The 13,291-nt window shown below is 34.9% G+C and carries 14 protein-coding genes and 1 tRNA gene; 2 read left to right on the top strand and 13 right to left on the bottom strand.

Translation table 11 applies throughout. The features are described from left to right. Window positions 1–95 precede the first annotated feature (95 nt). From EKM79_RS07210 to EKM79_RS07195, 4 genes are all read right to left on the bottom strand, one after another. Complete coding sequence (locus tag EKM79_RS07210; RefSeq protein ID WP_125567357.1) at window positions 96–1,079, bottom strand: serine hydrolase domain-containing protein; 984 nt, start codon at window positions 1,077–1,079, stop codon at window positions 96–98. Window positions 1,080–1,144: 65 nt separating this feature from the next. After that, a complete protein-coding gene (locus EKM79_RS07205; RefSeq protein WP_125567355.1) occupies window positions 1,145–1,783 on the bottom strand; it encodes an NAD(P)H-binding protein in 639 nt (212 codons plus the stop codon). A 119-nt stretch (window positions 1,784–1,902) separates the two neighbouring features. After that, window positions 1,903–3,783, bottom strand: a complete 1,881-nt coding sequence (locus EKM79_RS07200; protein WP_125567353.1) for an ABC transporter ATP-binding protein — start codon at window positions 3,781–3,783, stop codon at window positions 1,903–1,905. Next, window positions 3,783–5,504, bottom strand: a complete 1,722-nt coding sequence (locus tag EKM79_RS07195; protein WP_125567352.1) for an ABC transporter ATP-binding protein — start codon at window positions 5,502–5,504, stop codon at window positions 3,783–3,785. Before EKM79_RS07195 ends, EKM79_RS07200 begins: the two co-directional genes overlap by 1 nt. A 93-nt stretch (window positions 5,505–5,597) precedes the next feature. Here EKM79_RS07195 and EKM79_RS07190 point away from each other — a divergent pair, with 93 nt between their 5' ends. After that, entirely contained in the window at window positions 5,598–6,275 is a 678-nt protein-coding gene (locus EKM79_RS07190) for a CPBP family intramembrane glutamic endopeptidase (protein WP_125567350.1), read from the top strand. A 275-nt stretch (window positions 6,276–6,550) separates the two neighbouring features. Next, a tRNA-Glu gene (locus EKM79_RS07180) sits at window positions 6,551–6,623 on the top strand. Window positions 6,624–6,800: 177 nt separating this feature from the next. Here EKM79_RS07180 and EKM79_RS07175 read toward each other — a convergent pair. The 9 genes from EKM79_RS07175 to EKM79_RS07140 all read right to left on the bottom strand — a co-directional run bounded on the left by EKM79_RS07175 (window position 6,801) and on the right by EKM79_RS07140 (window position 13,288). After that, window positions 6,801–7,754, bottom strand: coding sequence for a peptidoglycan recognition protein family protein (locus EKM79_RS07175; protein ID WP_125567345.1), 954 nt, complete (start codon window positions 7,752–7,754; stop codon window positions 6,801–6,803). Then, window positions 7,754–8,047, bottom strand: coding sequence for a holin (locus EKM79_RS07170; RefSeq protein WP_125567343.1), 294 nt, complete (start codon window positions 8,045–8,047; stop codon window positions 7,754–7,756). Before EKM79_RS07170 ends, EKM79_RS07175 begins: the two co-directional genes overlap by 1 nt. Then, on the bottom strand, window positions 8,048–8,341 hold the full coding sequence (locus EKM79_RS07165; protein WP_125567341.1) for a hypothetical protein: 294 nt from the start codon (window positions 8,339–8,341) through the stop codon (window positions 8,048–8,050). Between the two features lie 87 nt (window positions 8,342–8,428). Continuing rightward, window positions 8,429–8,833, bottom strand: coding sequence for a hypothetical protein (locus EKM79_RS07160; RefSeq protein ID WP_125567339.1), 405 nt, complete (start codon window positions 8,831–8,833; stop codon window positions 8,429–8,431). Next, window positions 8,833–10,455: a phage tail protein gene (locus EKM79_RS07155; RefSeq protein WP_125567337.1), complete on the bottom strand. Its 1,623-nt coding sequence runs from the start codon at window positions 10,453–10,455 to the stop codon at window positions 8,833–8,835. The genes EKM79_RS07160 and EKM79_RS07155 overlap by 1 nt, the downstream gene beginning before the upstream one ends. After that, complete coding sequence (locus EKM79_RS07150) at window positions 10,456–10,722, bottom strand: hypothetical protein (protein WP_125567335.1); 267 nt, start codon at window positions 10,720–10,722, stop codon at window positions 10,456–10,458. Further along, window positions 10,694–10,831: a hypothetical protein gene (locus tag EKM79_RS12240; RefSeq protein WP_164506036.1), complete on the bottom strand. Its 138-nt coding sequence runs from the start codon at window positions 10,829–10,831 to the stop codon at window positions 10,694–10,696. The genes EKM79_RS07150 and EKM79_RS12240 overlap by 29 nt, the downstream gene beginning before the upstream one ends. A gap of 10 nt (window positions 10,832–10,841) precedes the next feature. Next, the gene (locus EKM79_RS07145) at window positions 10,842–12,539 is read right to left on the bottom strand and encodes a phage tail spike protein (protein WP_125567333.1); all 1,698 of its coding nucleotides are present in this window, start codon (window positions 12,537–12,539) and stop codon (window positions 10,842–10,844) included. After that, the gene (locus EKM79_RS07140) at window positions 12,536–13,288 is read right to left on the bottom strand and encodes a hypothetical protein (protein ID WP_125567331.1); all 753 of its coding nucleotides are present in this window, start codon (window positions 13,286–13,288) and stop codon (window positions 12,536–12,538) included. The genes EKM79_RS07145 and EKM79_RS07140 overlap by 4 nt, the downstream gene beginning before the upstream one ends. Window positions 13,289–13,291 lie beyond the last annotated feature (3 nt).

Genomic DNA, 13,291 nt, shown 5'->3' with positions numbered 1-13,291 from the left:
TGTCACCAGTAGAATACCGGGAACATGCTTTAGCAGCTTAAATATTTAATTTTGTCTAACTTTTGTCTTGCACTTCACCTAACGGCCTCGCCTTTTTATTTGCTCTCGTTTATAAAACTATCCAAAATAGTCTGACGACGCTCCAAAAATACTTGATTATTTTCAACAGGATGCACACGATTTGTTAAAACAATCATTGCATTTTGATGAATGTAATCTAAAGCTATGAAATGACCAGTATAACCAGTATGGAATAATATATTACCTGGTTTTATATCCCACCCCAGTGAACGACCTGGATTCAAATCAGTAAAGTTCTTATACAAAAACTTATATTCTCTTTGTAACATTGCTCTTGAAAATTGCATAACATCTATCAGGCTAGAGAACATGCCCGCAGAACCACAGTGTTCACCTAATTGGCGTGCTTTAGGATCATTAGGTATTCCGATAAGCATTTTGCCATTAACCTCATACGTCGGCGTACAACGGCTAATTTCAGGATCAAATGTTGTATCTGTTAGCCCCCACGTTTTTTGAATAAACTCCTTAATGACTTTTTGAACAGGTTCATGATATATTTTTTCGATAATCAATCCTAAAAAAATCATTCCAGTATCAGTGTAGACTACTTTTTTATTAAAATTATTGGTCACAGGTAAAGTAAATAATGCATCTATTAGCTGTTGATCATCCAAACTATCACGGTTTGGAATATATCCAGCAATACCAGATGTATGTGTCAATAAATGAAAAATCTCAACACGGTCATCTTTAAATTGTGGCAAATATTTATTTATTGGATCATGTATATCAAGCTTCTTTTCGTCAATTAACTTTAAAATAATTGGAACTGTTCCCATTACTTTTGTAAGCGAAGCTAAATCATACAATTCATCACCATTTAATCTTGTAATATCTGGCACCCAAGATTTATCTCCAACATAATTGGATTCATCAAAACTTGTTTGTATATTACTGTTGCTATGATTACTAATGAAACCATAACTAACTCCTGGAACTATCTGCTTATTAACTAAGTCCAAAATTTGTGCTTCTGTTTGTTGGAATTTTTTCATGCTATTATCTATCTCCACAATTATTAATGCCTTAATTGTATCGTAAAAATAACCAATCAACACGATTAATAACCAACAGGCTTGTCTCCATCAGTACCAGGTTGATCAATGCCTAAACTAGAAAATTCATATATTTTTGGATTTTTAATAACCCTAACAATTAAATCTGCAATACTTTTTCGAGAAATGATAGTTCCTTTATATTCTTCACCCTTCTCGGTTAATTCATAATCAATTTTATCTTCGTTAGTCATATAGGCACAGCGAAGGATAGTAAAATTGATATCCGATGTTTCTATTATCTTAGCAGCACGACGCGTATCCTCCATAACATCATGACCAATAACACTCTCGTTCCATTCTTCAAACTTCTTTGGTAATTCATGATACAAACCTAATCCAGTTACATAAATCAATCTCTTAACATTACTTTTATCCATCGCCGTTACAATACTTTGCGCCATAGGTTCAAATCTACCACCCAGGTTTGCGTACACAACATCTTGTCCATTCATAACTTTAATTAATTTATCGGTATCATTGACATCACCGTCAACAATACTTTCTCTATTCGAATCTTTAATTTGTATTCTAGTGGAATTACGTAAATACAAAGTTAAATTATCATTAGTTTCTTCGAGTAATCGATCTCTTACTAATTTCGCTATTTGATCATTGGCACCTAAAATTAATATGTTTTTCATTTTATATCTCCCATCATTTAATACGAAAACATCATATTACTTAAAGTAGACTTTAAGTCAACATTAATAAGATAAAAAAATCTCTTACTTCAAAAAATTTCGAAGTAAGAGATTTTTATTTACATTGCTACATTTCCAGCAAATTGTGAATTATAAAGATCAGCATAGAAGCCATTCTTAGCCATTAACTCATCATGATTTCCGGTTTCAATAATTGAACCGTGATTCATAACAATAATGCTGTCAGCGTCTCTAATTGTTGACAATCTATGTGCAACAACAAAACTTGTTCTATTCTTTAATAATCTTTCCATGGCATGCTGGATATGTACTTCCGTTCTAGTATCAACTGAGGAAGTAGCTTCATCAAGTATCAATATCTCCGGATCAGCGACAAACGCTCTGGCAATTGTAATCAATTGTCTTTGTCCTTGAGAAATATTCGATGCTTCTTCATTCAAAATCGTGTCATATCCATCTGGAAGTTGTCTTACGAAATTATCAACATGGGCAGCTTTAGCAGCAGTGATAATTTCCTCTTTAGTAGCATCTTCATTACTATATTTTAAGTTGTCGTAAATTGATCCCGTAAAGAGCCAAGTGTCCTGAAGAACCATTGCATAGTGACTTCTAACTTCTTCACGAGTCATATTTCTGACATCTCGACCATTAATCTTAACTGAACCTCCACTAACATCATAGAAGCGCTCTAGTAAGTTAATAATGGTTGTCTTACCTGCACCAGTAGGTCCAACAATTGCGACCATTTCACCTGGTTTAACATGTAAATTGTAATCTTCTAGTAGAGTTGGTTTACCTTCATAACCAAACTTAACATGATCCAATGTAACCTTATCATCAGTTTCTTCATCTGGAACATCGACTTTGTCATTTTGCATCTCAGGCTCATCGATAATTTCAAAAATACGTTCAGCTGAAGCTATAGTAGCTTGGATTGTATTAGTTAAGTTGGCTAATTGTGAAATTGGCTGCGAGAACTGGTTCATATATTGTAGAAATGCCTGAATATCACCAAGTGGCAAATTACCATTTGCAACAGAAATACCACCATACATTGCTACAAAAACATAACCTAGGTTATTTAAGAACGTCATCAATGGCATAACAATACCTGAAATCATTTGAGCCTTCCACGATGCCTTGTACAATTTTTCATTTTCGCTTTCGAAAACTTCAATTGAATCACCTTCATGGTTAAAGCTTTTAACGACCACGTGACCTGCATAGTTCTCTTCAACTTGATTATTTAATAATCCCAATGACTTTTGTTGTCTCTTAAAGAATTTCTGTGATTGTGGTGCAATAACACCAACAACCAACAAGCTGACGGGAATAGTTGCTAAAGCAATTAACGTCAATTTCCAACTAATGGTAAACATCATCCACAGTACACCAATGAAGGTAACCGTACTTGTAACGATTTGTGTAACACTTTGTTGCAAAGTACCGGCAATATTATCCATATCATTAATGGCACGTGACATAATATCACCGTTTGAATGTGAATCATAATAACTGATTGGTAAACGTTCCATTTTTGACTTCAAATCACGTCTTAGCTTATAAACTGTCTTCTGTGAAATACGAGTCATAGTAAATTGTTGCAAGAAAGTGAATAAAGCCGAAGCCAAATACATCAACATAACAATAAGAATAATATGTTCAATCTTATTGAAATTAATTGGCAACTGACTTACTTGAATACCTGCTTTTTGTTGAGCGGCACCAGTCATGACACCCTTATAAATTTCAGTTGTGGCTTCACCTAAAATCTTAGGAGTTCTGATTTGGAAAATAGCTGAAGCAACAGCTAGTACCAAAACAATTGTAATCCCAATTACATAAGAAGACATATACTTGGCTAGTCTTCCAGTCGTTTTCCAAAAATTCTTTGGTTTAACAACTAACCCGGGGCCATGTCCACCAGGACCATGACCGCCAGTTGTCGGTTGTTGAGTCTTAGTATCTTCTTTAGCCATTACTTAGCCTCCTTAATTTGAGACTTGATAATTTCTTGATAAGTCTTATTATTTTCTTTTAACTCTTCATGATTTCCAAGGCCAACCATCTTACCATCATCTAAGACAACTATTTGATCAGCATCGGCAACAGTCGAGATTCTTTGACCAACAATTACAACAACACTCTTACTGATTTTTTCATCAGACTTAAGTGCTGTTCTTAAATTCAAGTCAGTCTTGAAGTCAAGAGCAGAGAACGAATCATCAAAGACATATACAGAAGCATCCTTGACCAAAGCACGTGCAATCGCCAAACGCTGCTTTTGACCACCAGAGAAATTATCTCCACCTTGTTCAACTATGGCATCAAGTTGCCCATCTAATTCCTTTACAAAGTCCGCAGCTTGGGCTACTTCTAGAGCATGCCAAATTTCATCATCGGTTGCATTATCCTTACCATAAATCATATTTGTTCTAATTGTTCCCTTGAACAAAACGGCCTTTTGTGGAACCATAGCAACCTTTTTATTGATATCTTCAGTACTTAATGCCTTGACATCGGTACCATTCAAACTAACGACACCAGTCTCAGAATCAAAGAATCTAGGTATCATATTGATCAATGTACTCTTACCAGAACCAGTACCACCAATAATTGCTAAAGTTTGACCTGCATCCACTTTAAAGTTTAAATTAGACAGTGCTAAATTTTCAGCACCATCATATCTAAAGTTAACATCACTGAAACCAAGGGAAGGTTCATCCTTGATCTTAGCTGGTTTAGCAATTGTATCGATTGTACTTTCAGTTGCAAATACTTCTTGAATACGTGCAGCTGAAGCAGAAGCACGAGGAACAAACACAAACACCAATGACAATATCATAAAACTCATTAGAATTTGCATTGCATATGTCATAAATGCAATTAAATTACCAACTTGCATTGATTGATTAGCAATATATTTTGCACCTAACCAAGTAATCCCTACATTAGTTCCACTCATAACAAGTGTTACGATTGGGAACATCAATGCTACAATAGTAAATACCTTGATAGCATTGTTCGTGTAGTCGGCATTTGCTTCCTTAAAACGATCTTGCTCAAAGGTATCCTGACGAAATGCCCTAATAACACGTACACCTGTCAATCCTTCACGAAAGATAAGGTTTAATCTATCAGTCTTCTTCTGCATGGCCTTAAATAATGGCACAGCAAAGAACATGACCAAACCAACTAGAACAATCAAAATTGGAATCGAGATCAAAAATATTTTTGTCATTTCCGCATTCTTTTGGTAAGCCATAATACTGGCACCTATCAACATAATTGGAGCCATAATCATCATACGAAGCATCATAATCATTACATTTTGAATTTGAATAACATCATTAGTAGTTCTTGTTGTTAATGATGAAGTATCAAATTTGTCAAATTCATCGTTTGTAAAAAATAATATTTTTCTAAATAAATCGGATTTTAATTTTCTACCTAACCCCTGTGATGCTTGCGCAGCCATTAGAACATTACCAACAGCTGCTATAACACTGACAATTGAAATCAAGACCATTTTTATACCGGCATGTATAATATAATTAGTATTACCGGTTGAAACACCATTGTTAACAATATCAGATGTGATGTTTGGCAGATATAAAGTGGTAACAACTTGTACAGTCATAAATAGAACCGCACCAAGTACTTGCCAAATGTTTATCCTGCCACGGGCAATCTTAAACAATCCATTCACTCCTTTATAAAAAACTCATTATAGTATTAAAGCACTTATTTAATCAAAATACTAATAATAATTATCAATAAGGTGGTCTTCCCATTGAATAATAAAATTAATACTCTAAATCCAATTAGAGGGCTGTTTCGTATTATAGCATTTATATTACTATTTTTAGCAGAACAAATACCATTAAGTATACTTACTTTAACAAAAAAAGACCTAGGTCCAAAATATGCAAGTTATTTAAAAATTGCCCCATTAATTACCTTAGTCCTCTTAACAATCTCAGTAGCGATTTTGTGGATCGTTTTTAAACGCGCTCAAAAATTTAAATCAGTACAATTTAACAAGACCACTTGGATAATAATTGGAATAGCATCAATTTTAGTATTTGCAGTCAATCTAATTACCGTGCCAATGATGAAAACTACAAACGATAATGTTGCTGCGTTAGAATTGATTGCCAAAAATAACATGCTTATTCTAGTCCTTTTTACCATTATTGTCGCTCCAATATTGGAAGAAATACTTTTTAGAGGAATATTTATGAATTGGTTTTTTGTTAATAATCCTTTAGTTTCAGTGCTAATAAGTGGAATTGCGTTTGGATATGCACATGCACCCTTTTCTCCAAGTACCGATTGGGTATATGCGTTATCGAAAGTTTTATTGGGAATAATCCTTGCAGCAGTTTATGTAAGAACAAAAAATATCAAAGCAAGTATTACAGTTCATTTTTTGAACAATTTTCTTGCCATATTATCAGGTATATTATAATGAAAGAACACGATCGAAAAAAAATTAATGAAGAATATCAAAATGTCCTCCGTAAGGTAGTGATCTGGGGTGTCTTATCCATGTTACTATTAGCAACCTCAAAAGTTACTGGATGGATGATAATGGAATTTGCAGGATTAGCCAGTGTTGTTTATACAATAATCTTGGTTGTTATTCTGTTTTATATATCTTTTATCTTAAAATCATCAAAAAAACGGTAAATCTTTATTGACATAACCTAATGATTACAGGTAAAATGATATTTGTTGTTTGATTGCCCGTTGGTCAAATGGTTTAAGACGCCACCCTCTCAAGGTGGAGTTATGGGTTCGATTCCCATACGGGTGATTTTGTACCAAACTCCATTATATTTTATAATTATAAAAGTGTCGTAAACGTTGAGTTTACGGCTTTTTTGTTTTTCAAGAACTCTAAGTAATTCTAACGTTTTGTATCTATGGGGCACAAACGGGGCACAAAAAAAGGACCATCAATCTATTATTTGAATAGATTGACGGCCCTTCCTTATTCACCTTTAAATCCTGAACCTTGTGCATATTTGAGTGGTAGATACATATCCGTGGCAATCTTGTAGCAATAACCAACTTTAGGAACATTAACAACTGTTGCATACTTCCAAGCTGAACCACCATCTAAATTAGTACCTACTACTTCCCCTTTTAAATTAACGGCGTGTACAGGGATGTCTGAATTAATTAGCACTTTACCTTTAAAGGTTGTAATTGATTGTGGAATGTAAATATTTCCACCGATGCAATATTGTGGTTCTCCATTAATCATCTCAATACCGGCTGAAATCCAACCTGTGTTAGGGGCAATATTAGTAGTAGCATTGGCTGAACCATCTTTCTTATATGTCGTATAGCCTTTAATATTGCCGTTTAATACAGTGACAACATTATTAATGTTAGTAAACGTCTTTTTAGGCTCTACCACATCTTCAATACCAACCGCAATATCATGTGCCAATTGTTCTTGTGTAATACCCCAGAACGGCTCTAGATAGCTTTCAACTGGATCAGTATGTGAACCCCAGATATTTTCTGAAATCCATTTGTGTGTTTTAATTCCATTACCTGAACCATCCAATGTACAAGGAATACCATATTGTTTAGCTTTAGAACGAGCGAAGTTAACGAAAGTTGCATAGTCTTTCTTAAAAGTTGCTTTATCGGTCGTACGAGCAAGCTCGATTTGTACTGGTGAATTGGCATTAGCATAGCTACCAGCTCCCCACGCTTGATATCCGTCAGCACCGACTTGATAAATCTTTCCACCGTCACCAATGACGTATTGGACATAAGTTTGTGTAGTAGCCCAATTATGCTTAAAATAGCTTGCATTGGCTTCTGCACCAATATTAGTTGTCTCATGCAAAACAATAAATTTGTTGGCTGTTCGTGTGGATGAACCTTCATAAGTTCCTAATGCAAAAGTATTATCGACATTAAATTTCATTATTTGTCCTCCTTCTTAATATATCCTCCTGAAATTCCTTTTATTCCTGTGAATAGCCCTGCTGTATATCCACCAGCTAGGAATCCTGTCAATCCCGCTTTTCCTAGCTCTGTATCATGAAATACTAATGCAATTAGTAAGCCAACTAGCAAGCCGACTAGCATGCTGATAAATGGCATGTATTTGTTGTCTAATTTCGATTTCTTGGCTGCTGCGGTTAATAGGTAGCAGACTAAAATAATAATCGTTAATTCTGTGACATTCATAAGTTGCAAACCTTGTAAAATATCCATTTAGTTATCTCCTTTATTTTTAATGTCTTCTACATCATGCTCAATGTCACGAAGCCGTAATCCATGATCGTGTAGCATGTTGTCATGTGTTTTAAGTTTTCTAAAAATTTTATTGTGGTCGCTTGAGCTGCTTTTAGTCAATTCCTGAACTGAAATCGTTAATTCGTCCACGGTTTGAGTGAATTTTGTAATCGTAATAACTAATTTAACAATTTGCCACAATGCTACCGAAATAGCTGTAACAGCAGCAATCCACGCCACCCAATTATTAATAAATATTGGGACTGGTGGCATCTATCACTCCTCCTCTCCCCATTTTTTCATAAAAAATAAGCCTATAAGGCTGTGATTTTAGTTATTTTTATATCTCCTATACCAAGTTTAAATAGCTGTAATTGCGAAGATGAAAGTATAGGAATGGTATTTAAAATTAGTCGAAACGTTTAGCCTATACTCTCCATCAACAATTGATCTTGATACAGTTATTGTCACAAAATAAGTTTCTATGAAAAAAGATTTTGCTTTATCTAAGTTTTTAAAATCATCACTAGTAATATTGACGACAACTAATTTTTTTAAAGTATCGCGATCATAAAACCCCACATTAATGCCATTAATGTTATTCCAATCCTTTGTAGTGCTTGACAAGTGTACGCTTTTAAAACTGCTTTCCAATTTCTCAGACATATACAAACCCGTACCCGGTTCCAATTTAGTTGCGCCACCAATTTCTCGGTCGCCATACATAATTTTCACGTCATTACCTCCAACTTTTAATTCCGCCATTAGCTTGCCTCCGTATCATCAGTTACTATATAAAACTTATTTTCCAAGGTTCCGGCTGTTTTCTTGGCTTCATAGTCAGTTTTACTAATCACTTCTGCTTTCGATTCATAGTTAGCCAGCTCAGTCTTGTCGGCTTTCTTCGTGATTCCCTCATTGATAGCTTGAACACCGTCTTTATTTTTAGTTACGGCATCGGCTAGTTCCGCAATAGTGTCTAGCGTATCGGGAGCAGCACCGATAATATCCTTGATACTTTGTTCAGCGTATGTTTTGGCTTGTCCAACACCAGTAGAAATTTTGCTGTCGACCTCGGCAGTTGTGGGATAGTCGGCTTTGTCTAAGGCATTTGTGATAGCCGTTTGAACGTCATCGTTAGTCGCAATATCTTGAGGGTTGAGCGAGTAATCAGTCGCTGTTGGTCCTTTTTCAAGTTTCATATTTGAAACTGTGACAACGGTTGTCGAAGGAACATTATCAAATCTTAAATTGAGACCATGGGCTGAAAATCCATCTAAAGTGATTGTTGCTACATAATGCTTCTTTGTGGTGTCAACCACATCATTAATGTAGCTTTGCCAAGTTCCTCCACCCAAGCCAATATTTAGGACATAAAAGGTTGCGGGAGCTGTAGAAACAGCATCAAAACTTATAGTTACTGTAGTGCCTTTTTCTATTCTTCTACTTAGTGCATACATTGATCGTACTTGGTTAACTGTATTGTTACCTGTCATGCTGAATGGTTCATAGGTTTTCAATAACAAGTTAGTCCTGACACCACTAATATTTTGAGCAGCTAAATCCAATTGAGCTTTCAAAGCATCGAATTTATTTTTAACGTCTGTTGCTTGACTATCTAAACTATCTAAAGATGTATTGAAATCTGCAACGTCTTTATTGATTAATGCTTTGAAGCTGTCATAGTCGCCTTGCAACGTTGCCAACAGTGCTTTAAATCTATTTTCGAAGTCTGCTTTTTGCTTGCCGAAATCAGTTTCAAAACCTGCTTTTTGGCTATTAAAATCACTTGTTCGTTTATCTTGAGCAGTTGTGAATGCTGTCTCTGAACTACTTTGAAATGCGTTCCACGCCTTTTTAGCAGCACTCAAATCTTTTTGAGCCTGATCCACAAAACTCTGCATCTTGCCAGTTAATTCTGCAACCTTATCATCAATCTTTGCGTTTCCGGTATCGGAAAAGTCTTTTAAGGCTAAAACATAAGATTCGGCTTCCTTAGTTAAGGTTTCAAAGTCATCAATATAGCTCCCAGCTTCTTTGATTGATCCGATCCCTTGCAGCACGACCAGCTTCACGCTTGATGTGGAATCGTCTCCAATTTTGAAATACATGTTTCTGAAGACACCAACATTTGTGTACATTTCATCTGGAAACTTGACCTTGAACGTGTTTCCTGACTTATCAGTCACAGTTTGCTTAATCAGTCGTTGGTCGGGTGTTTTGGCGATGAGTTCAACGTCAACCGTAGATAAATCAGTGTACTTTTCGAATGATTTCCCAAGTGTTACTTGTAGCTCGTCGCCTGTATCGCCTTGACGAATCTTTAAAGGTAACTCGTAAATTGGCGCTGTTTTGTCTGTATCTAAAACAATTGGTTGTAAGCTCATTTAATTACCTCCATTCAAAATATTTTCAATTATCTTTCTATCAAAGTTGTAAGGTCTGTGAAGCTGACCATCAAAATATGTATAGTAGTCATGCAATTTTTCAAATAATGGATATTCCAAATCAATCAGATGGACATAGATATAGCCTTGATTGATAATTTTTTCATCTGGCTTAAAATCGTCGAATTGTTTAACCGCTCCATCATCAGTTTTTAAGTAATCTGTGACTGCTCCCAAATCATTTGTTTTTATGTAAATCATCGCCATTCAACTTCGCCTCTAATTCTTCATTTTCAATAGTCAGTATTGAATTTTTAACTTCTAAATCTGCAATTTTTGAAGATAAATCTTTAATCACTTTTCCAGCGTCCGCCATTTGGCTCCTCCTATATTGCTTCGGTTACTACCCTTACCGAATTACTAAAATTGTTATATGGCCCAATGTAAAGCTTTCCTGAACCATCACCCCATAAATTAGCGCCACCAATGTCTGCGTATTGTGAGACATCCATACGCTTTAAACCATCGATTTGATACACAGTCATATTTGGCGTTGAAATACCATATCTAGTAACTGATGTTCTGGTTGATCCAGAACCAAGTGATATATCTGTATCACCACTGATAGTTACTCCGCTAATTTCTCCACCACGAATATAAACACCAGTGATATTTTGACCTACAAAATTATCCGCATAGACGTTACCACGGTTATCAATAGCTACCGTACCTTTTCCATCATAATAGATACCTTTAGAGTTCCAACGCATTCCATAGTTACCACCGTTTTCACTAGCAACAATATCTGTTGGGTTTTCTCTATCGGGAAGGAATCTTATTACATCACGACCACTTCCATTGATATAATCCAACATGTCATCCCTAGTATTACTGACATTTTCCTTCAATTCGTCCATCAGTTGTTGTTTATCTTTATCGGCACTCTGTAAATCAGAAACATCTTTAGATACTTCAGTAACATTCTTATCAACGGTATCAATATGTTCATTTTGATTACTTTGATAATCAGATGTCGTCGTTGGTTTATCTCCAATCGATACAGTTTTGTATCTATGAAGCAATCCATCCCATACCGTTTTGATAACTCTGGCGGTGGTATCAATATCAAGATTAGCGAAGAAAACGGTGACTTCATCGCCCATTTTCAGTTCATCAACAAATCCTAAATCATCTTTTATATCTGCAATTTCAAACGTCAAAGAAACTTTAGGGATGCCCACTTTATTATCAGAAATATATCGATTAGTTCTGGAACGTAATTGATCAACGGTTTCGATTTTATCTTGTGAAAAATCTTTGGTTAAGATTCGTAGCTTTTCAAAATTAGCAGCATTAGACGTTTTAATAATTCGTTCAGGAAGATATATTAATTTTTCATCATTACCAGAACCCGTTTTAGAAAATGGTTTGATTGCTGAATAGGTTTCTTCAATATTTTCTTCTTGATTGGCTTGAACCAAATCTTTCCCATATTCAATTACTTTCCCGATTTTAGTCCCAATAGTTCGTTCATAATGCACCGTATAGTTATCAAATAAGTATTCACCCTTGAACATCTGAAGCAGTGAACCATCAGCACCACCCAAGGCTTTTTTAGCATTATCAATTTTGGCCATATTCCAACTAATACTGGTTGTACCATTAATTGATGAAATCATTTTTAGTTTTAGTTCAGGTTGTTCCAAGTTATTTTTGAGCAAATTAAAAGCAGCTACCGGGGTAACTGCTGAAGCATTAATATTTTGTTTTAAGGTGTTATAACTCAAATCATTCAAAATATGACTAGCTGTAACTTCAATCTTGTTATCAATCGACTTCTTAACACTATCGATTCTAAAAAGCTGTTTTAAATAGCCTTCTCCAACATCAGCCATAATAATTCTATCTTTGGTTAACTCATTAGCAATATCACCAGTTGCCAAATAATCTAACTTTAATTCTGGCAACTCATTAAATTCATTAGTCACTTCAACATTCAAACAATCGGTTAAAACGCCAATGCCTTGCGTTGTGAAGTCTGATTCAGAACTTTCAAATAATACTGGATATTGAAGATAACTCATATTAGCGCCCTCCAATTCATCAGTATCGAAACTTCAGCTGATTCATTATCCCAACTAATCGTATTCTTCCCATAATTCAAAACCGGATAAGAATAGTTAGGAAAAATAGCTACATTGTTTTTTAGTTTTGAATCGTCATAAACTCGGTGCTTTGTTGAATCAATATACGTTAACCCACCAAGTTCGGTAATCTTATAAGTTACACCGTTCAAAGTTAAATCAAACGATCCAGTTCCTTCTACTTTGATTATTGGATAGCTAGAAAGTGGTTCAGGATTCAAAATCATATCTCCAGATACAATTGGTTGATAATTCTGTGAATCCACTCTGAATTTTGTTGGTCCAATATCGAATTCAATTGTTAATGTTGCACATTCAGGGCTTTGATAAGAAAGCGTAGGTGTTTTGGATAAACGTGCAAGATAGTAATAATTTTCATCTAAATTATCAATTAATTTTGAATAGCCGTTGTAATTCTCACTAACTTCTAACCAATAAACTAAATCACGTTTTAATTCGGATAAATCCTTATAAAATGAGTGATTGAACCATCTAATATCAACGAAACATTCATATTTTAAAGTTCCGTTTTTATACCTATTATTAGGATTAACAATATCCAAATTTCTTCCAGGGATGGAAGTATAACTGATATCTGTTCCACCTGGTTCAACTTCAAAATTATTCTGGATCAATAAATTAAAATCTTTTGAAGTTCTACCGTTAAAAGTAAAATATCTATCAATCAAATT

The sequence above is a fragment of the Companilactobacillus insicii genome (assembly GCF_003946015.1).
Classification (GTDB): Bacteria; Bacillota; Bacilli; order Lactobacillales; family Lactobacillaceae; genus Companilactobacillus; species Companilactobacillus insicii.
Note: the sequence above shows the minus strand (reverse complement) of the source record. Positions and strands in the feature narration are given on the sequence as shown.

Bases quoted from the DNA above. Each gene is read 5' to 3' on its own strand.
- EKM79_RS07210 (WP_125567357.1), bottom strand. From the start codon at position 1,079: ATGAAAAAATTCCAACAAACAGAAGCACAAATTTTGGACTTAGTTAAT.
- EKM79_RS07205 (WP_125567355.1), bottom strand. From the start codon at position 1,783: ATGAAAAACATATTAATTTTAGGTGCCAATGATCAAATAGCGAAATTA.
- EKM79_RS07200 (WP_125567353.1), bottom strand. From the start codon at position 3,783: ATGGCTAAAGAAGATACTAAGACTCAACAACCGACAACTGGCGGTCAT.
- EKM79_RS07175 (WP_125567345.1), bottom strand. From the start codon at position 7,754: ATGAAATTTAATGTCGATAATACTTTTGCATTAGGAACTTATGAAGGT.
- EKM79_RS07170 (WP_125567343.1), bottom strand. From the start codon at position 8,047: ATGGATATTTTACAAGGTTTGCAACTTATGAATGTCACAGAATTAACG.
- EKM79_RS07165 (WP_125567341.1), bottom strand. From the start codon at position 8,341: ATGCCACCAGTCCCAATATTTATTAATAATTGGGTGGCGTGGATTGCT.
- EKM79_RS07160 (WP_125567339.1), bottom strand. From the start codon at position 8,833: ATGGCGGAATTAAAAGTTGGAGGTAATGACGTGAAAATTATGTATGGC.
- EKM79_RS07155 (WP_125567337.1), bottom strand. From the start codon at position 10,455: ATGAGCTTACAACCAATTGTTTTAGATACAGACAAAACAGCGCCAATT.
- EKM79_RS07150 (WP_125567335.1), bottom strand. From the start codon at position 10,722: ATGGCGATGATTTACATAAAAACAAATGATTTGGGAGCAGTCACAGAT.
- EKM79_RS12240 (WP_164506036.1), bottom strand. From the start codon at position 10,831: ATGGCGGACGCTGGAAAAGTGATTAAAGATTTATCTTCAAAAATTGCA.
- EKM79_RS07145 (WP_125567333.1), bottom strand. From the start codon at position 12,539: ATGAGTTATCTTCAATATCCAGTATTATTTGAAAGTTCTGAATCAGAC.